At 65.0% G+C, this 18,831-nt stretch carries 19 protein-coding genes; 6 read left to right on the top strand and 13 right to left on the bottom strand.

Annotated elements, in window-relative coordinates; translation table 11 throughout:
- Positions 1 to 25: 25 nt before the first annotated feature.
- From ACOJCM_RS12340 to dctP (ACOJCM_RS12370), 7 genes are all read right to left on the bottom strand, one after another.
- Positions 26 to 628 (bottom strand): 2-hydroxychromene-2-carboxylate isomerase, encoded by a 603-nt coding sequence (locus tag ACOJCM_RS12340; protein WP_445212344.1) that lies wholly within the window; start codon positions 626 to 628, stop codon positions 26 to 28.
- A 78-nt stretch (positions 629 to 706) separates the two neighbouring features.
- Positions 707 to 1,111, bottom strand: a complete 405-nt coding sequence (locus tag ACOJCM_RS12345; RefSeq protein WP_445212345.1) for a carboxymuconolactone decarboxylase family protein — start codon at positions 1,109 to 1,111, stop codon at positions 707 to 709.
- A 127-nt stretch (positions 1,112 to 1,238) separates the two neighbouring features.
- A complete protein-coding gene (locus ACOJCM_RS12350) occupies positions 1,239 to 2,756 on the bottom strand; it encodes a malonate--CoA ligase (RefSeq protein WP_445212346.1) in 1,518 nt (505 codons plus the stop codon).
- On the bottom strand, positions 2,753 to 4,132 hold the full coding sequence (locus tag ACOJCM_RS12355) for a malonyl-CoA decarboxylase (RefSeq protein WP_445212347.1): 1,380 nt from the start codon (positions 4,130 to 4,132) through the stop codon (positions 2,753 to 2,755). Before ACOJCM_RS12355 ends, ACOJCM_RS12350 begins: the two co-directional genes overlap by 4 nt.
- Positions 4,133 to 4,144: 12 nt before the next feature.
- On the bottom strand, positions 4,145 to 5,479 hold the full coding sequence (locus tag ACOJCM_RS12360; RefSeq protein ID WP_445212348.1) for a TRAP transporter large permease: 1,335 nt from the start codon (positions 5,477 to 5,479) through the stop codon (positions 4,145 to 4,147).
- Positions 5,480 to 5,481: 2 nt separating this feature from the next.
- Complete coding sequence (locus ACOJCM_RS12365) at positions 5,482 to 6,006, bottom strand: TRAP transporter small permease subunit (RefSeq protein ID WP_445212466.1); 525 nt, start codon at positions 6,004 to 6,006, stop codon at positions 5,482 to 5,484.
- 76 nt (positions 6,007 to 6,082) lie between these two features.
- Positions 6,083 to 7,081: a TRAP transporter substrate-binding protein DctP gene (gene dctP / locus ACOJCM_RS12370; RefSeq protein ID WP_445212349.1), complete on the bottom strand. Its 999-nt coding sequence runs from the start codon at positions 7,079 to 7,081 to the stop codon at positions 6,083 to 6,085.
- A 171-nt stretch (positions 7,082 to 7,252) separates the two neighbouring features.
- Here dctP (ACOJCM_RS12370) and ACOJCM_RS12375 point away from each other — a divergent pair, with 171 nt between their 5' ends.
- Positions 7,253 to 7,936, top strand: coding sequence for a GntR family transcriptional regulator (locus ACOJCM_RS12375; protein WP_445212350.1), 684 nt, complete (start codon positions 7,253 to 7,255; stop codon positions 7,934 to 7,936).
- Positions 7,937 to 8,019: 83 nt separating this feature from the next.
- Positions 8,020 to 9,498, top strand: a complete 1,479-nt coding sequence (locus tag ACOJCM_RS12380; protein ID WP_445212351.1) for a protein adenylyltransferase SelO — start codon at positions 8,020 to 8,022, stop codon at positions 9,496 to 9,498.
- A gap of 6 nt (positions 9,499 to 9,504) precedes the next feature.
- Here ACOJCM_RS12380 and ACOJCM_RS12385 read toward each other — a convergent pair whose 3' ends face one another.
- The 6 genes from ACOJCM_RS12385 to ACOJCM_RS12410 all read right to left on the bottom strand — a co-directional run bounded on the left by ACOJCM_RS12385 (position 9,505) and on the right by ACOJCM_RS12410 (position 15,505).
- Positions 9,505 to 10,818 (bottom strand): TRAP transporter large permease, encoded by a 1,314-nt coding sequence (locus ACOJCM_RS12385; protein ID WP_445212352.1) that lies wholly within the window; start codon positions 10,816 to 10,818, stop codon positions 9,505 to 9,507.
- Complete coding sequence (locus ACOJCM_RS12390) at positions 10,818 to 11,324, bottom strand: TRAP transporter small permease (RefSeq protein ID WP_445212353.1); 507 nt, start codon at positions 11,322 to 11,324, stop codon at positions 10,818 to 10,820. The genes ACOJCM_RS12385 and ACOJCM_RS12390 overlap by 1 nt, the downstream gene beginning before the upstream one ends.
- Before the next feature lie 81 nt (positions 11,325 to 11,405).
- Positions 11,406 to 12,407, bottom strand: a complete 1,002-nt coding sequence (gene dctP / locus ACOJCM_RS12395) for a TRAP transporter substrate-binding protein DctP (protein ID WP_445212354.1) — start codon at positions 12,405 to 12,407, stop codon at positions 11,406 to 11,408.
- A 69-nt stretch (positions 12,408 to 12,476) separates the two neighbouring features.
- On the bottom strand, positions 12,477 to 13,118 hold the full coding sequence (gene leuD, locus ACOJCM_RS12400) for a 3-isopropylmalate dehydratase small subunit (protein WP_445212355.1): 642 nt from the start codon (positions 13,116 to 13,118) through the stop codon (positions 12,477 to 12,479).
- Positions 13,115 to 14,524, bottom strand: coding sequence for a 3-isopropylmalate dehydratase large subunit (gene leuC, locus ACOJCM_RS12405; RefSeq protein ID WP_445212356.1), 1,410 nt, complete (start codon positions 14,522 to 14,524; stop codon positions 13,115 to 13,117). The genes leuD and leuC overlap by 4 nt, the downstream gene beginning before the upstream one ends.
- Positions 14,525 to 14,689: 165 nt before the next feature.
- Positions 14,690 to 15,505, bottom strand: a complete 816-nt coding sequence (locus tag ACOJCM_RS12410; protein ID WP_445212357.1) for a GntR family transcriptional regulator — start codon at positions 15,503 to 15,505, stop codon at positions 14,690 to 14,692.
- Between the two features lie 154 nt (positions 15,506 to 15,659).
- Here ACOJCM_RS12410 and ACOJCM_RS12415 point away from each other — a divergent pair, with 154 nt between their 5' ends.
- From ACOJCM_RS12415 to ACOJCM_RS12430, 4 genes are read left to right on the top strand one after another with little or no spacing between them, the layout of a single operon-like run.
- A complete protein-coding gene (locus tag ACOJCM_RS12415) occupies positions 15,660 to 16,235 on the top strand; it encodes a tautomerase family protein (RefSeq protein ID WP_445212358.1) in 576 nt (191 codons plus the stop codon).
- A 47-nt stretch (positions 16,236 to 16,282) separates the two neighbouring features.
- A complete protein-coding gene (locus ACOJCM_RS12420) occupies positions 16,283 to 17,155 on the top strand; it encodes an isocitrate lyase/PEP mutase family protein (RefSeq protein ID WP_445212359.1) in 873 nt (290 codons plus the stop codon).
- Between the two features lie 30 nt (positions 17,156 to 17,185).
- Positions 17,186 to 17,860 carry an isochorismatase family protein gene (locus ACOJCM_RS12425; RefSeq protein WP_445212360.1) on the top strand — a complete coding sequence of 225 codons (675 nt, stop codon included), beginning with the start codon at positions 17,186 to 17,188 and terminating at the stop codon, positions 17,858 to 17,860.
- Positions 17,861 to 17,879: 19 nt separating this feature from the next.
- The gene (locus ACOJCM_RS12430; RefSeq protein WP_445212361.1) at positions 17,880 to 18,830 is read left to right on the top strand and encodes a polysaccharide deacetylase family protein; all 951 of its coding nucleotides are present in this window, start codon (positions 17,880 to 17,882) and stop codon (positions 18,828 to 18,830) included.
- The last annotated feature ends 1 nt before the right edge of the window (position 18,831 follow it).

Raw genomic sequence — 18,831 nt, forward strand, 5'->3', positions numbered from 1 at the left:
CATCGGCACGCTGCGTACGGTCAGCTCACAGCTCGCCGGCCAGCGTCTTCTCCAGCATTTCGAGGCGGTCCTGGCCCCAGAACGGTTCCCCGTCGACGTCGTACCAGGGAACGCCGAAGCAGCCCGCGGCGATCGCCCGCTCGCAGGCTTCGTCGAGGCGTTGCTGGCCTGGTGATGTTTCCGCTTCCTGCAGCAGCGCCTGACCATCCAGGCCGCAGGCGTCGGCGATTTCCCCCAAGGTGGCGAGATCGGCTATATCCCGATCCTCGACCCAGCAGGCGCGCAGTATGGCCAACGTCAGCTCGGCGATATCGTGCCCCTTGGCCTTGGCCGTCAACGCCAGGCGCGCCGCGGGGCGGTCATCGGTGGGGAAGTGCCTGGGCGCCACGTTGAGCGGTACGCCGAGCAGTTTCGGCCAGCGTTTCAGCTCCACCAGGCGGTAGGCCTGGCGCTCAGGGGCGCGCTTGGGCAGCGGTAGCCCGCCGGTCCGTGGGAATACCTCGCTTACCGTGATCGGCACGTAGTCGACGGTGGCGCCGTGGCGGGCAGCGATCTCGCCGAGTCGGGCGTGCCCCAGGTAGGTCCAGGGTGATACCAGGCTGCAGTAATAGGTGATGTGCTTGGGCATGGAGGGCTCCTCACGTTCGCGGCGTACGGCTACCAGAGACTAGCCTGCCCGGCGCCCGGTGTCCGCCGCGAGGTTGGCTCAAACGTCGGCCTGCTGTTCCTCGCGGTAGGCGGCGATCACCTCACGGGCCACGCGCATGCCATCCATGGCTGCGGGAAAACCGCAGTAGGGCACGCACTGCAGCAGTACCTCGCGGATCTCCTCCACACTGCAGCCGTTGTTGAGCGCACCGCGCAGATGCACCTTGAGCTCGTGGGGCCGGTTCAGCGCCACCAGCATGCCGATGTTGACCAGGCTGCGGGTGGGGCGCGCCAGCCCCGGCCGATTCCAGATATCGTTCCAGCAGTTGCGTGTCACCAGCTCCTGCAGGGGCCAACCGAATTCATCGGCCTGGTCCAGGGCGTTGTCGACATAGGCGTCGCCGAGCACTTCCCGGCGCGTGGCGAGCCCGTTGGGGTCGAGACGGTCTTGGCGCGAATCCATGGGGTTTTCCTCTTGCTGGGCGAGGTGGGGCACCGGCCGCCCGGCGGCGCCCTCCAGCCGGGCGAAAGCGTCGAAGTGGCGTCCGCCGTTGATAGTCGTCGGGAATCACGTCGCCATGGACAGGTTCTCAGCGGTAGGCATCCTGGTAGCGCTTGCGCAGTTCATTCTTCTGCACCTTGCCCATGGTATTACGTGGCAGGCTGTCGGCGAAGAACACGCGCTTGGGCTGCTTGTACTTCGCCAGCCGCCCCTCCAGATGGTCGAGCACTTGTCGTTCGCTTGGCTCGTTGCCAGGCTGCGCTACCACCACGGCAGTCACGCCCTCGCCGAAGTCCGGGTGCGGCACGCCGATCACCGCCGACTCCACCACGCCTTCCAGCTCGTCGATCACCTGCTCGACCTCCTTGGGATAGACGTTGTAACCGCCGGAGATCACCAAGTCCTTGTCGCGTCCGACGATGTGCACATAGCCCTGTTCGTCTTCCATGGCCAGGTCGCCGGTGACGAAGAAACCGTCGTCGAGCAGCTCTTCACGGGTCTTCTCGGGCATGCGCCAGTAGCCGATGAAGACGTTGGGACCGCGTATCTCGAGCATGCCGATTTCGCCCTGGGGCACCGGCTCGTGGGATTCACGGTCGGTGATGCGGTACTCCACTCCCGGCAGCGGCTTGCCCACAGTGCCGGCACGGCGCTCGCCGTCGTAGGGGTTGGAGAGGTTCATGTTGGTTTCGGTCATGCCGTAGCGCTCGAGGATGGCATGACCGGTCTTCTGTTCGAAGGCCTGGTGGGTCTCGGCGGTGAGCGGGGCGGAACCGGAGACGAACAGGCGCATGTTGGCGGTGGCCTCGGGGGTGAGGCGCTCGTCGGCTACCAGCCGGGTGTAGAAGGTGGGCACCCCCATCAGCACCGTGCCCCGCGGCATCTCCTCGAAGATCACGTCGGCATCGAATTTGGGCAGGAACAGCATGCTCGAGCCGGTCATCAGGGTGACGTTGCAACCCACGAACAGCCCGTGAGTGTGGAAGATCGGCAGCGCATGGATCAGGCGATCCTCGGCGGTGAAGCGCCAGGCTTCCTTCAGGGTGGCGGCGTTGGAGCCCAGGTTGCGATGGGTCAGCATGGCGCCCTTGGAACGCCCGGTGGTGCCCGAGGTGTAGAGGATGGCGGCCAGATCGTCCTGGCCGCGCGGTTCGATGTCCTCATGGGGGGAGGCCTGTTCGGCCAGCGCCATCAGGCTGCCGTCGGCATCGACGCCGAGCGTTTCCACCCTGGGGCAGCCGCTCTCATCGGCCACCGCGCGAGCCTTGGCGAGCGCCTGAGGGCGGCAGACGAACAGGGCCGGCTCGGCGTCGGACAGGAAGTAGCGGATCTCATCGGCGGTATAACCGGTATTGAGCGGCAGGTAGACGCCGCCCATGCGCAGGCAGGCGAGATAGAGCAGAATGGCCTCGGGGCTCTTGTCGACCTGTACCGCGACCCGGTCGCCGGGGGCCACGCCCGCCTCGATCAGGGCGCCGGCCAGGCGGGCACTGGCGCCAAGTGCATCGCGGTACGCGTAGCGGCGCCCTTCGCGGGTGGTGATGAAGTCGGCATCGTCGCGGTCATGCATGCGGGCGGCAAAGGTTTCGAAGAGGTTGTGACTCATTTGGCAGGCTCTCCCTTGGCCATCTTCCGGGCGCGGCGGTTGAGGTCGCGGACCTCGCTGGAACAGACCACGGTGGCGTTGGCCGTGTAGTTCTCGTGGTTGCGCTCGATATCGTCGAGCACGTAGAGATAGTTGACCATCAGCCCGGCGGCCTGAGTCATCCCCTTGGGCGACGTGTCGCCAAGCCAGTTGATGCGGTGCAGCTCGGCGCCGTTACCGAGGTGAAAGCGGGCCACGGGGTTGAGCGGCAGGCCGCGGGTATTCTTCTCCTCGACCAGATAGCGCGCAGCGAGCGGCTTGATAACCGCCTTGAGCCGTTCGCTGCGGGCCGGGTCGAGGTGCCAGTCGGGGGCGTCGAGTTCGAGCAGTACCTGGCGTACCTCGTCGGGCAGCGCGTCGTCGTCGCGTCGTTCACCGAGCCAGTGGGCGAAGCCCGGTACCGGCGAGAGCGTGACGAAGTGCTTGAGCTGCGGCAGCTCCTGCTTGAGCTCCTGCACCACCTGCTTGATCAGGAAGTTACCGAAGGAGATGCCGCGCAGGCCGGTCTGGCAATTGCTGATGCCGAAGAAGGCGGCGCTGTCGGCAGCCTCGGGGTCGTCGATTTCGCGATGGCCGTCGCTCTTGCCGGCCAGGATGGGTTGGATGCGGTCGGGCAGGCCCTTGCACAACGCCACCTCGACGAAGATCAGCGGTTCGTCGCCTATCGCCGGGTGGAAGAAGGCGAAACAGCGGCGATCCCGGGCGTCGAGGCGTCGGCGCAGGTCATCCCAGTCGCGAATTTCGTGTACCGCCTCGTAGCGGATGACCTTTTCGAGAATCGAAGCCGGGGTGTTCCAGTCGATACGCCTGAGCATCAGGAAGCCGCGATTGAACCAGGAGCCGAACAGGTGGGCAAAGTCCGCGTCGATGGCCGCCAGTTCCTTTGCCTCGTCGCCACGCCGTGCACGCAGCCGCGTCAGCAGGCCTTCACGCATGCGGACCAGCTCGTAGGTGCCGTTGCTGGCCAGGTTGAGGCGTCGGAACAGCTCCTGGCGGCGCGGCTCGCAGGTATCGAACAGGGCCTGCAGGCTGCGGTTGTCACGCTGCTCTCGGTAGGCTTCGTAGGCTTGGTCGATGCGCGCCGGGTCGGCGGCGAAGTCGCTGGCCAGCCCCTCGAAGAAGTGGGTGCACTCGTCCGGTGCCAGCCGGTTGAACATGTCCAGCGCGCGGCTCGCCAGGCTGATGCTGGAGGCTTCGCCGTCGCTCTCCAGCAACGCCCGGCAGGCGTCGAGTACCTGGTCATGGTCGAGCGCGGTGGTATCGCCCTGTCGCCGCCATCGCTTGGCGTCGCGCTGGGTGATGCTGTTGAACAGCTCCTGCAGGAAGGTCATGTTCATGATTGAACTCTCTCAGCCCATGATCAGGTTGGGCAGCCAAAGCGCTATGCCTGGGAACAGGCATAGCAGGATGATGCCGAGCACCATGCACAGGGCGTAGGGCAGGCTGCCCATCAGAATGTTGCGCAGCGAGATGTCCGGCGCGATGCCCTTGATGATGAACAGGTTGAGGCCCACTGGCGGGGTGATCAGGCCGATCTCCAGGTTGATGGTCAGGATCACGGCGAACCAGTAGGGGTCGAAGTCGGCGGCCAGGATGATCGGCAGCAGGATCGGCGCGGTCATCACGATCACCGCGACAGGCGGCAGGAAGAAACCGGCGACCAGCAGGAACAGGTTGATCACGCCCATCAGCACCCAGCGATTGACCTCCAGGCCGGCGATGGTGGCGGCCACGGTCTGGGTGATGAACATCGAGGAAAGGGCGTAGGCGAATACCTCGGCGCAGGCGATGACCAGCATGATCATCACGCTTTCGCGCAGCGAGTCGCGCATGATCAGCTTGATCGGCCCCACCTGCCACATGCGATAGATGACGATGGCCAGTGCCAGGCACAGGAAGGCGCCGACGCCGGCCGCCTCCGAGGGCGTGGCCACGCCGCCGTAGAGCGCGAAGAGAATGCCGGCGACCACGGCCAGGAATGGCAGTACGCGAACCAGTGCCTTGATGTTGGCGTCGACGTTGGCACGTACGGTCTGTTTCATCTGCACCGCGGCCTGGGCCAGCGGGTTGGCGTAGCCCCCGGCAAGCTTGCAGGCGATCATGGTCCAGACCATGAACAGGCCGGCGAGCATGAAGCCTGGCATGACCCCGGCGATGAACAGGCGGCCGATCGAGGTCTCGGTGGAGATGCCGTAGATGATCATGGTCACCGAAGGCGGGATCAGGATGCCCAGGGTGCCGCCGGCAGCGATGCAGCCCGCCGCCACGCCGTCGGGATAGCCGCGGGTGCGCATCTCGGGGATGCCCATCTTGCCGATGGCGGCGCAGGTGGCCGGCGACGAGCCGGAGAGCGCCGAGAAGATGGTGCAGGCGCCAATGTTGGAGACGGCCAGGCCACCCGGCAGGCGACCCATCCACAGGTCCAGGGAGCGGTAGAGGTCGCGGCCGGTGGGCGAGGAGGCCACGGCGGCGCCCATCAGGATGAACATGGGGATGGCGACGAAGCCGAACTCGGCGATGCGGTCGAAAAAGGTTTCGCCGAAATAGACGAGTTCCGGCAGGCCGCGGTCGTAGATCAGCGCGAGTAGCGACACCCCGCCGAGGGCGAAGGCGATGGGCGTGCCGATGGCCATCAGCGCGATGAGGGCGAGGGCGACGATGATGCCCAGGGTGATCGGATCCATGCTCAGCCCTCCCCGCGCAGGATTTCAGCCACATACTGCAGCGTCAGCAGGCTGGCACCGACCGCCATGGGCAACAGGCCGGGCCACAGCGGCGGGTTCCACACCGTGCCGGTGGTCCAGCCCCCTTCCCAGGCCTCCCAGACGTAGACCCACGAGGCATAGGCCAGGGCGGCGCAGAAGGCCAGGCCGAACAGCGCGGCCACCAGTCGCATGAGCTTGCGTGCCAGCCCGCCCAGGGCATCGGGCAGGATCGTAATGGCGACGTGGCCGCCGGTCATCAGCACGTAGGGGCTGCCCAGCAGCATGGCGGCGGTAACCGACAGCACAGTGAATTCGGTCTGCCAGCTGGTGCTCCGTCCCAGCCCGTAACGGACAAAGACCATCTGACAGATGACGACGACCCCGGCGATGAACAGCAGGCCGGCGACATAGGCCATGAAACGCGAGAGGCGATCCATCAGCCGGATATAGGCACGAACCGGCCCGCTGAGGGCTCGGGAACGGCGTGCAGGGGAGCGTTGTGTCATGGTAGTGGCCATGGTTCCCTCGGGAGCGGTTGGAGGACGGCCATCCCCCGGAGGATGGCCGGCAGCCTCTATGGCATCACTCGACCGCCAAGGCGGCGTCGATGAGTGCCTGGCCGTTGGGAACGTTCTCGGCGAAGTTCTTGTAGGAGGTTTCCCGAGCGATATCGAGCCAGGCGTTGTAGTCCTCCTCGCTCATGCGCACCACCTCGATGCCGTTTTCCTCGTAGACCCTCACCATCTCCTCGTCGATGGCGGCGGCCTCGGCGGCGAAGAATTCCTCGGCCGCCTCGCCGGCTTCCATCAGCGCCTGTTGCTGCTCCTCGTTGAGCTGTTGCCAGCTCTGCTCGGAGATCAGGATCGGCTCGTACATGAACCACAGCGCATAGTCCCCGGGCTCGGTCAGGCACTCCACCTGCTCGTAGAGGCGGAAGGAGATGAACGACATCGACGAGGTATTGGCCGCATCCAGCACGCCCGTCTGCATGGCGGTGTAGACCTCCGAAGAGGGCATCGAGGCGATCGACGCCCCCGCGGCTTCCAACATTTGCTCGAAGGCCGGGCCGGCGGCGCGGATGTTCTGGCCCTGGACGGTATCGGGCGAGGTAATGCACTGCTCGCTGGAGGCAAAACCGCCCGACAGCCAGGCATCGGCCAGCACGCGGGCGCCGCCTTCCTGGATCACCTCCTTGATCATCTCCATGAATTCGGAGTCGTTGAGGCGCTGGGCGTGCTCATGGTTGCGCACCAGGCCCGGCATCAGCGTGGCGGAGAACTCCGGATGGCGGCCGCTGGCATAATCCAGCGGGAGGGCAGTGATATCGAGGCGTCCGCGGCTCAGGGCGCCCCACTGCTCATCGGCCTTGAACAGCGACTGGCCGGGATGAACCTGGATCTCGAGCCCGACGTCGGCCTCGGCCACTTGGCGCGCCATCATCTGGACCATTTCGTCGCGGACGTCGCCCTGGCCGCCGGGAAACTGATGCGAGGCGCGCAGGACGGTATCGGCGGAAGCGGCGCCGCTGACGGCGGCTGCCAGGCTCAGCAGGGCGAGGGGAGTGAGGATGTGGCGTTGCATTTGGCGTCTCCACGGGTTGTTCTTATGTGGGAGTTGGCTTCAGTGATGTTTATCAGCGAGGCTGATGTATACTTCAATAGCGCTTGAGTATACTCATGTCAAATACGTTACCGTGAAAAGACGAAGCGAAGAGCCCCGTTCAAGGGACGCCGCGACAGTAAGGAGGTGACCATGACCAGCCCCAAGCGCTCGAGTGCACAGCGCCTGCGCGATTCGCTGGAGAACGCCATCATCAATGGGCGTCTGGCCCCGGGCGAGCGGCTCGATCCCGAAGCGCTGGGCCGGGAGTTCCACGTCTCGCGTACCCCCGTGCGCGAGGCGATCCAGCAGCTCGTCGCCAGCGGGCTGGTCACGGTCACGCCGAAGAAGGGCACCTTCGTGGCCAAGGTGGGCATCGACCAGCTGATCGAGATGTTCGAGGTCATGGCCGAGCTGGAAGCCATGTGCGGACGGCTGGCGGCGCGGCGCATCGGCGAGGAGGAACTGGCCGAACTGCGCGCTGCGCTGGGGCGCTGCGAGGCGGCCGCCCGGGCCGGCGATACCGACGAGTACTACTACGAGAACGAAGCCTTCCACGACTGTATCTACCGCGCCAGCCACAACGGCTTCCTGCTGGGCGAGGCACGCCAGCTCAAGCAGCGGCTCAAGCCGTACCGGCGTCTACAGCTCCAGGTGCGCCAGCGCATGCACAGCTCGCTGCGCGAGCACCGCGACGTCGTGGCGGCGATCGAGGCGGGCGACCCGGCCGCGGCGGAGCGTGCGTTGCGCGATCACGTGCTGATCCAGGGCGAGCGTTTCAGCGACTTCGTGGCCAGCGTACGCAAGTTCGAACGCCCGGTACCCGCGGCCGGTTGAGGGGATGTAATGGGATGCAAAGACCCTCGATTTTCCCCCCTCGGGCACCTAAAGTGACGGGCAGGAACGTCAGTGGAGTCGCCATGTTTCCCGCCTTTACCCTGCGCTATTCCCGCCTGCCGGAGCGCTTCTACGAGCGCTTCGAGCCGGTGCCTGTACGCGAGCCCCGGCTGATCGCCTTCAACCGGCCCTTGGCCGAGACGCTCGGCTTCGACCTTTCTGCCTTCGATAACGAGGAGGCGGCTGTGTGGTTCTCCGGCAACGTGGTGCCGCGCGGCGCTGAGCCGCTGGCGCAGGCCTATGCCGGGCACCAGTTCGGCGGTTTCGTACCGCGGCTGGGCGACGGGCGCGCGGTGCTCCTGGGCGAGGTGACCGACCGCAACGGACGGCTGCGCGACATCCAGCTGAAGGGAGCGGGGCGCACGCCCTTCTCCCGCGGCGGCGATGGACGCTCGCCGCTGGGCCCGGTGCTGCGCGAGTACCTGGTCAGCGAGGCGATGCACGCCATGGGCATTCCCGCCACCCGGGCACTTGCCGCGGTGACAACCGGCGAGCACGTGGTGCGCGGCATTCCCGAGCCGGGAGCCATCCTTACCCGGGTGGCGGCCAGCCATATCCGCGTCGGCACCTTCCAGTACTTCGCCGCCCGCGGCGATATCGAGGGGGTGCGCGAACTGGCCGACCATGTCATCGGAAGGCATTACCCCGAGCTCGACTCGCAGCAGGGCGGCGAGCGCTACCTGAGGCTGCTGGAGGCGGTTCAGGCGCGCCAGGCGGCGCTGATCGCCAAGTGGATGGGCGTGGGCTTCATCCACGGCGTGATGAATACCGACAACACGTCGATCTCGGGAGAGACCATCGATTTCGGGCCCTGTGCCTTCATGGAACAGTACGATCCGCAGATGGTGTTCAGCTCCATCGACGAGGGCGGGCGCTATGCCTATGCCAACCAGCCCTGGATCGCCCAGTGGAACCTGGCGCGGCTGGCCGAGACCCTATTGCCCTTGATCGACGACGACAGCGACCGAGCGGTGGAACTCGCCACCGAGCTGCTGCAGCGCTTCCCCGAGCAGTACGAGGCCGAATGGCTCGAGGTGATGCGCGCCAAGCTCGGCCTGGAGCGGGAGCAGCCTGGCGACAGGGCGCTGGCCGAGGCGCTGCTGGCGACCATGCATCGGGGGCGTGCCGATTTCACCCTGACCTTCCGTCGCCTGGCGGACGCGGCCGGGAATCGTCAGGCCGAAGCCTCGCTGGTCGCGCTGTTCGAACGCCCGGAGGAGATCGCTGGCTGGCTCGAGGATTGGCGCCAACGCCTGGCCCAGGATCTGTGGACCGAAGACGAACGGGCGCGGCGGATGCGTTTGGTCAACCCGGCCTTCATTCCGCGCAACCATCGCGTGCAGCAGGCGCTCACCGCGGCCATGGACGAGAACGACTTTGGCCCCTTCGAGACGCTGCTGGAAATTGTGACCCGGCCCTATGACGACCAGCCCGGCCGCGAGGAGTACGCCCGCCCGGCCGAGCCCACCGAGCGTGTGTTCCGTACCTTCTGCGGGACTTGAGCGCCTTCAGTCGAGCATGCCGGGCAGCCAGGTCGCGATGTCGGGAAATACGATCAGAATGGCCACCAGCAGCATCGAGCAGAGGATGTACGGGATCGCGGCGGCGTAAATCTCACGCATGGTGGTGCCCTGGGGCGCCACGCCCTTCATCACGAACAGCAGCAAACCCAGCGGTGGTGTGGAGAAGCTGATCTCCAGCGCAAGCAGCATGATGATGCCGAACCAGATGGGATCGAAGCCCAGCACCTGCGCCAGCGGGAAGAAGAACGGCACCGTCAGCATCATGATGGAAATCTGCTCCATGAAGGTGCCGAGCACCAGCAGCACGGCGAACATGGCCAGCAGCATCAGGATCGGGGCCAGGTCGAAGCTGGTGGCCCACTGGATCAGCCCGCTGGAAGCCCCCGAGAATGCCAGCAGTTGACTGAAAGTAGCGGAGCCGAACACGATCAGGTAGGCCATCAAGGTGACCTTCAGTGCTCCGATCACGGAGAGCTTGAACGCCTGCCAGGTCATGCATCGGTAGATGGCGGCCAGCACGATGGCGCCTAGGGCACCGAACGCCGCCGCTTCCGAGGGCGTGGCGAACCCCAGCAGCATCAGTGCCACGATGAAGATCATCACACTGATCATCGGCAGGATGTCGGAGACGACCAGGCGCAGCTTCTGGCCAAGCGGCACCGGTTCGAGTTCGTAGTTGGGTGCCGCGTCGGGGTCGAGGCGGGTCTGGATCCAGATGGTGGCCATGTAGAGGCCAGCCAGCAACAGTCCCGGCAGGATACCGGCAATCAGCAAGGCCCCGATATCGACCTTGGCCAGGGTGGCGAGCAGTACCGCCAGCGCCGAAGGGGGAATGATGATGGCCAGTCCCCCGGTGCCGAGGATCGGGCCGATGGCCATGCGCTTGTGGTAGCCCCGGCGCTCCATCTCCGGCACCAGCAACGAGCCCATCAGCGCGGTGGAACCCATCGAGGAGCCGCTCAGGGTGGAAAAGCCGGTACCGCCCACCACGGTCACGTAGGAGAGCCGCCCGGGCACCTTGCCCATGAGCTGGTCGATGGCGTTGAACATGCGCATGCCAAGCCCGGTGCGGAAGAACAGTTCCCCCATCAGCAGGAAGAGCGGGATCGGCACCAGGTTGAAGCTGGAGATCGCACCGAAGCCGTTGTTAAGCAATTGGATGAGGCCATTCTGACCGCCCATGAAGTACCAGGCGCCGATGACGTTGGCGGCAAGGAAGGCGAGGGCGATGGGCGTGCCGATCATCATGAAGCCGAGAATCAGGGCCAGTAGAAAGGCCAGGGCCAGATACCATTCCATTATTCCTTGATCCCCGCTTCGCCGCTGTGAAGGATGTCCCGCCCGATCACGAAGCGGGCGAACTCGATGGCCATCATGGAAAAGCACACCGGGTAGGCGATGGTGAGAATCCACTTCGGCACGAAGAAAGCGCGCACGTCGTAATCACTGCGCGCCAGGTTGAGCGAGACCAGGTCATAACCCTTCCACGCCAGCACCGCGCAAACCGCCACGCACAGCAGTGCCACCAGGCGACTCAGCACCTGAAGTGCCGCAGGGGGCAGGATCGAAGTGAGCAGCTCGATATGCACGTGGCCCTTGTGCCTGACCAGCCAGGGCGCCCCCAGCAGGGTCAGGTAGAACATGGCGTACTCGGTGGACAGGAAGAACCACGCCGAGGGCTGAAGGCCCAGGTTGCGGATCACCACGGAAAGAACGATGGCAACCATCAACCACACCAGCATGATGGCGGCCGCCAGGGCCATGCCGTTGAGCAACAGGCGATAAGCACGACTCGCGTAATGCATAGGAATACCCGGACGCGGAGAGGGGTGGTCCAGCGCAGCTGGATGACGGGGCCGGCCGCCTGACGGCAAGCCCCGCGACACTTACAGGTCGTTGAACTTGTCGATCAGCTCGTCGTAGTGCTCCAGGCCCATGGGGTGACGCTCCATCTGGCTGCGCATGCGCTCCCAGGTGGCCTCGCGTGCGGCTTCGGAGAAGCGTTCGCCGGCCTCGCCCTCCAGGTGGAAGACCTGCATGCCGTCGGCTTCCAGTTCGGCCTGCTGCTCTTCGGCCAGCACCTCGAAGCGCTCGGCACTTTCGCGCTCATGCTCGATGGCGACTTCCTGCAGGATCTCCCGCGCCTCTTCGCTGAGGCCGTTCCAGCTGTCCAGGTTGACGATCACGCCCATGTCGGTGGAGAAGAAGGCGGGGTCGATGCGGTAGTTGAGGAAGCGATCCCAGTTGAGGTCCTTCAGGCCGATCTGGGTCCAGCCGGTGGCGTTGACCACGTTGCGTTCCAGTGCCGAATAGACATCGGTGGTCGGCAGGCTGATCGGCTGGGCGCCGAGGTAATCCTGAAAGAAGGCGTCGTAGACCGGGTTGCTGCGCAGGGTCAGGCCCGAGACGCTGAGGTTGCCCTCGTCGTCCAGTTTCGGTTCCTTGGTGGTATAGAGGTTGTAGCTGACGCCGCTGTCGAACCAGCCCAAGTAGTAGACGCCCATCTTGTCCTGGTGGATCTGGTTGAGCAGGTCGATGCCGCCGTTTTCGCGGGCGTGGATGGCGTTAGTGTTGGAGGCCACCATGGCGTCGCGCTCGGGCACGGTGCCGGCGTAGAAACTTGCCGCCGTGTAGGCCATGTCGACCACGCCGTTGCGCACGGCATCGGGCTGCTCGGAGAGCCCGATCACTTCGGGGCCGCCGCGCACGTCGATCTGCACCACGCCCTCGCCGCGCTCGTTCACCTTGTCGACGAATTCGAGAAAGCTCTGGGTATAGATCAGCGACGGCGGGAAGGCGTGGACGGCGGTGATGCGCTCGACGGCCAGGGCGTGGCCGGAGGCCATGAGGACGGCCAGGCCAAGTGAAGTGAAGAGAGGTGTTTTCATGATTGTTCTCCTGGGGCAGCGGGTCTTCGTGTTTGGGTTTGTTGTTTGCCTCGAAGGGCGAAGTCGGCTTCAGCCTCGCGAAATGATCTCCGCTGAGGGTCTTGCCACGTCGAGCCAGGGTCGCTGGCTGGCATAGTCGGCGGCGAAACGCCGGATGGTTTCTGCGTGTTGCCGGGTCATGTCGATATCGTCCCAGCCGTTGAGCAGCTTGGTGCGCCAGGTCGGCGCGATGTCGAACGGCACGCTCAGATCGCCGATGCTGATGCGCTGCGATTCCAGGTCGACACGCAACAGGCCGGGGGCCTCGCCCAGGGCTTCGAGGAGAGTCTCGACGTCGTCCTCGTCGACCGTGGCCGGCAGCATGCCGTTATTGACTGAGTTGGAGGCGAAGATATCGCCGAAGCTTGGCGCGATAACGCAGCGAAAGCCGAAATCCACCAGGGCGTAGACCGCCGCTTCCCGCGACGAGCCGGCGCCGAAGTTGCGCCGCGCCACTATCACTTTCGCCTGCCCGGCCTGGGGGTGGTTGAGAATGAAACCCTCGATCGGCTGGCTTTGCGCGTCGTGGCGAAGGTCATGCAGCAGGAATTGGCCGTAGCCGACGCTGCGCGGCTCCTTCATGAAGCGTGCCGGGATCAACTGGTCGGTATCGACGTTGGCCAAAGGCAGCGGGCAGGCCAGGGCTTCGAGGGTCTTGATGGGTTCCATCATGCGGCTCCTGACAGTTCACGGACGTCAGCCAGGCGCCCGGTCACGGCCGCCGCGGCCACCATGGCCGGCGACATGAGATGGGTTCTGGCTCCCGGCCCCTGGCGGCCCTTGAAGTTGCGGTTGGTGGTGGAGGCGCAGCGCTCACCGGCCGGTACGAGGTCGCCGTTCATGCCCACGCACATCGAACAGCCCGATTCCCGCCACTCCAGGCCCGCCTCGCGAAAGACGACGTCCAGCCCTTCGGCTTCCGCCTGTCGCTTCACCTGGGTGGAGCCCGGCGAGACGATGCCTGGCACCTTGCTGTGCCGACCGCGAAGGACCTCGGCGGCGACACGCAGGTCCTCCAGGCGAGCGTTGGTACAGGAGCCGATGAAAATGCGGTCGATGGCGATATCGGTCAGCGGCTGACCGGGTGTGAGCCCCATGTAGTCCAGGCTGTTGCGCACCTGACGGGCACGGGCCTCGTCCTCGATCCGTGCCGGGTCGGGAACGCGCTGATCGATGGGCAGTGCCTCTTCCGGTGAGACGCCCCAGGTCACGGTGGGGGCGATCTCGGCGGCAGCCAGCGTCACTTCCCGGTCGAAGCGGGCGTCGTCATCGCTTTTCAAGGTCTGCCAATAGGCTTCTGCCTGATTCCACCGCTCCCCGCTGGGGGCAAAGGGTCGCCCGCGCAGGTAGTCGAAGGTGGTCTCGTCGGGGGCGATCATGCCGCACCGGGCGCCGCCTTCGATGGAGAGATTGCACAGCGTCAGTCGCGCTTCCATCGACAGGCCGCGTATGGCGCTGCCGGCGTATTCGATGGCGTAGCCGCGAGCGCCGTCGGCTCCCAGGTGGGCGATCCAGGTCAGCGCAATGTCCTTGGCCGAAATGCCGGGGGGCAGTTTGCCCTCGACCGTGAGCCGCATCTTTTTCGGCCGGGTCTGCCACAGGGTCTGCGTTGCCAGCACATGGGCCACCTCCGAGGCGCCGATGCCGAAGGCGATGCTGCCCATGGCACCATGAGTGGAAGTATGGCTGTCACCGCACACCATCATCAGCCCCGGCTGGGTCAGGCCCTGTTCCGGGCCGAGTACGTGGACGATGCCCTGGCGCGGGTCGTCGAGGCCGAACAGGGTGATGCCGTGCTCGCGGGTATTGTCGGCAAGCTGTTCGATCATGCCACGAATCTTGGCGTCGCCGATGTCGCCGAGGTGGCGAGTCAACGTCGGGACGTAGTGATCGGCGATGCCGAAGGTCAGGTCGGGGCGAGCGACCGTCAGCGAGCGCTCGCGCAGCTTGTTGAAGGCGTGGAAAGAGCCTTCATGCACAAAATGACGGTCGATCCACAGTAGGCTCTGGCCGCTTTCGCTGCGCAGAATCTCGTGGGCGTCCCACACCTTGTCGAACAGGGTCGTTGGCTTGGTCATGTCGGTCGCTTCGCCGAGGCTGCGTCAAGAGTGGCGACAGGCCATCTCACGTATCGTTATGCATACAACTATCCTAGCTGTATGTCACAGGTCAAATGTATTTTATTTCCTTTTTTATCTGTACTAAAAATAGAACAATTGGCGAGTGGCAGCCATGTCGTCGCTTCAGGCCTCGTGAGGCTCCGCGTCCGCGCGCTGTGGCTCCGGCGCCATCGGTTCCCAGTAGCGGGCCGCCTCGTCGCCAGTGCGGTTGAGGTCGATCTGGATGCGGTAGCGGTCGGGACGGTAGAGCGCATCGAGGTGCTCCACGCCGCGTCCCTCTTCGTCGTACACCACTCGGGTCAAGGCGATCAGCGGCGAACCCACCGAGACGTCGAGAGCTTCGGCCACTTCGTGGGTAGCCAGGGTGGCCGAGATGGTCTGCGCGGCATGATCGACCATCACGCCGCTGCGTTCGAGCAGGGCAAACAGTGGAGACTGGGACAAATCCGCCTCGTTGTAGTGCAGGGCGATGTGCTCCGGCACATGAGTCACCAGGTAGGAGAACGGCTTGTTGTCGGCCATGCGCACGCGGATGGAGCGCTGAACGCGCTCGCCGTCGCGCAGCCCCAGGCTCTCGCGCACCGGCTCCGGCGGCTTGACGTAGCAGAACTCCAGCAGTCTAACGCGCGAGGCCTTGCTCATCTTGACCATGTTGGGCAGCAGGTTGGCCACGCTGGCGGTCATCACCGTGGCGTCGAGCGGTTGCTCGAGCACTACGGTGCCGAGCCCGGGCTTGCGCGCCACCAGCCCCGCCTCGTTGAGTGCTTGCATGGCGCGCCTGACCGTCACCCGCGAAACGCCATACTGCTCCGCCAGCTTCAGTTCGCCGGGCAGTTTGCGCCCTGGTGCCAGCCGGCCGCTGAGGATGGCGTCCTTGAGCAGCAGATAGATGCGATGGGACTTGGTGCCCCCGACGGAGTTCGCATGCGTATCGTTCATGGTTCGGTCCCTGTTCGTTGTGGCTGGTCGTTATTAAGAGCTTGACGCGCTGCACTGAGTAGACATAGAAATGTATTATGCATAGGACAGCTTTGTGTGCCATGCATTCTGAAGAATAGCGCCAAACAACGACAATGGCTTCTTGGAGAGCTTCATGCCTGTCATTCAGGTCAGCCTGATCCGCGGCTACTCCGGCGAACTCAAGCAGCGACTGTGCAAACGACTTACCGAGGCCGTGGCACACAGCATCGCCGCGGATCCGGATGGCATTACCGTATTGCTGCACGAGGTGGAGCCCGACGCCTACATGCGCGGCGGACGCCCTCGAACCCCGGGGAAGGCCACGCCCGTCGAGGCGTCGGGCGCGGCTCCTGAGGAAGTGGTGCGGATCTTTCTCGATGCCATGGAAAAACGCGATGTGGCGCTCGCCGAAAGCCTGCTTCACGAGGATTTCTCGATGTCCTTCCCCGGCAGTGTCGAGATGACGTGCCTGGACGAGCTGGTGGCCTGGGCCGCCGAGCGTTATCGCTTCGTAGGCAAGCGCATCGAGGCCTTCGATACCTGCGGCGAAGGCGAGCATGCCACGGTGGTCTGTCACGGCGAGCTTCACGGCGAGTGGCCCGACGGGGCGCCCTTCGCCGGCGTGCGCTTTATCGATCGCTTTGTATTACGTCACGGCAGGATCCTGCGGCAGCAGGTCTGGAACGACCTCGCACTGGCGCGCCGCTGAGCCGTCCGATTACCCCTTATTCTTCGACCTCTGAGGTAACTTGCTTCATGACTTTATCTGTCAGCGATCTGAAGGCCAGGCTGCACGCCCCCGAGATCGTCGTGGCGCCGGGCGTCTACGACGCCCTGAGCGCTTCGCTCGCCGCGGATGCCGGTTTCGATACCGTCTATCTCTCCGGCGCCAGCATTGCCTACACCCAGCTTGGCCGCCCCGACATCGGCCTGGTCAGCGTGAGCGAGGTCAACGACGTGATGTCGCACATTCGTGAACGTACCGCGCTTTCCGTGGTGGTCGATTGCGACACCGGCTTCGGCAATGCCATGAACGTGATGCGCAGTGTGCGGCTGCTGGAGCGTGCCGGCGCCAACGCCATCCAGCTCGAGGACCAGACCTATCCCAAGCGCTGCGGTCACCTTCGCGGCAAGACACTGGTTCCCCAGGACGAAATGGTCGGCAAGCTCAAGGCGGCCCTGGATGCCCGGGAGAGCGACTCGACCCTGATCATCGGTCGTACCGATGCCGTGGCGGTTGAGGGCACGGAGCGTGCCATCGCACGAGCACGGGCGTACCGCGACGCGGGTGTCGACATGCTCTTCATCGAGGGCATACGCAGCGACGACGATATCGCGAGCATCATGGCCGAGTTCCGTGGCCAGATCCCGATCATGGCCAACATGGTGGAGGGGGGCGATACGCCCCTGCAGGACGCCCAGGCGCTGCAGGAGATGGGTTTCTCGCTGGTGATCTTCCCGGGGGCGCTGGTGCGTGCCTTCACCCATATGGCGGGCCAGTTCTTCGATACCCTGCGTCGCGACGGCACCACCGATGCCTTCCGCGAGCGTATGCTCGACTTCCGTCAGCTCAACGAGGTGCTAGGCACCCAGGCCATGCTCGAACTGGGCCAGAAATACGACAGTTGACGACAAGGACAACAGACAAGGAGAGAGCGCATGATCACGACCGACAAGACCGCCAAGGAGATCTTCCACGAGGTGATGGCCAATCCCCAGCGCGTGCCGTTCGGCTTCGGCAACAAGGCGGTGCTGGTCAACGTCGACCCGCAAAAGGCCTACACGCGCACCGATCTCTACAAGACCGCCTACGAGACCGATCCGAACCAGCTCGGCTACGTCAACCAGCTGGCGCGCGGCTTCCGCAAGCTCGGCTGGCCGGTAGTGTGGACCCACGTGGCCTTTCTCGACTCGGCCGAAGACGCCGGCGTGTGGGGCACGCGTACCGATACGCCCGACTCGCTGCAGAACATCAAGTACGGTTCGGACCGCGCCGCCTTCGACGAGCGGGTGGAGATCGACCCGGGTGATGTCGTCTACACCAAGCGCATGCCTTCGGCCTTCTTCGAAACGCCCCTTCAGTCACTGCTGGTGTGGCATCAGGTCGATACCGTGATCGTCACCGGCGGCTCCACCTCCGGCTGCATCCGCGCCACCGCGGTGGACAGCCTGTCGCGGGGCTACCGCACCGTCGTGCCCATGGAGTGCGTGGCCGACAAGCACGAGAGCTACCACTACGCCAATCTTACCGACCTCCATCTGAAATATGCCGACGTGATGCCGGTGGCGGACGTGCTGGCCTGGCTCGACAAGCGTGCCGAAGAAACGGCCTGAGCCGGGTGAGGAGGGTGACATGAAAGAGACGCTGGACGCCTACGACTACTGGCCCTACGAGAACCGGCCGAAGATCACCTGGCCGGGTGGGGCGCGGGTCGCCTTCTGGGTGGCCCCCAACATCGAGTACTACGAACTCGACCCGCCGCATAATCCGCAGCGCAAGCCTTGGCCCACACCGCACCCCTCGGTGCCGGGCTTCAGCATCCGCGACTACGGCAACCGGGTCGGCCATCAACGCCAGATGGCACTGCTCGACAAGTACGGCATTCGCGGTTCGGTGTCGCTCTCGGTGGCACTGTGCGAGCATCATCCCGAGATCATCGCCATGTGCCGCGAGCGTGACTGGGAATTCTTCAGCCACGGCATCTACAACACCCGCTATACCTACGGCTTGAGCGAAGCCCAGGAGCGGGAGATGATCCGCGATGGCATCGAGACGATCCACCGCCACACCGGGCAAAAGTGCGCCGGCTACCTGGCACCGGCGCTGTCCCACTCGGAACACACGCTCGACCTGTTCGCCGAGGTGGGCCAGGAGCTGTTCGGCGAGGAGGCGGGCCTCTATACCTGCGACCTGTTCCATGACGACCAGCCCACGCCGATTCGCCTGCGCTCCGGGCGACGCTTCATCTCCATGCCCTACTCGCTGGAGATGAACGACACCATCGTCTATGCGGTGAACAAGGTGGAGCCGCGCCACTACCTGACCATGCTCAAGCGCCACTTCGACCGGCTCTACGCCGAGGGCGCCGAGTCGGGTACGGTGATGTGCATTCCCACCCACAACTACCAGGTCAGCTGCCCGCACCGCATCAAGGCCTTCGAGGAGGCGCTGGAATACATCACCGGCCACAGCGACGTCTGGGTCGCCACCGGCCGCGAGATCGCCAGTCACTATCTCGCCCACCACTACGACGATGCCCAGCGTGACATCGATGCCAAGGCCGCCGCGGCCGGGAGGAGCTGAG

The sequence above is a fragment of the Billgrantia hypersalina genome, assembly GCF_052584175.1.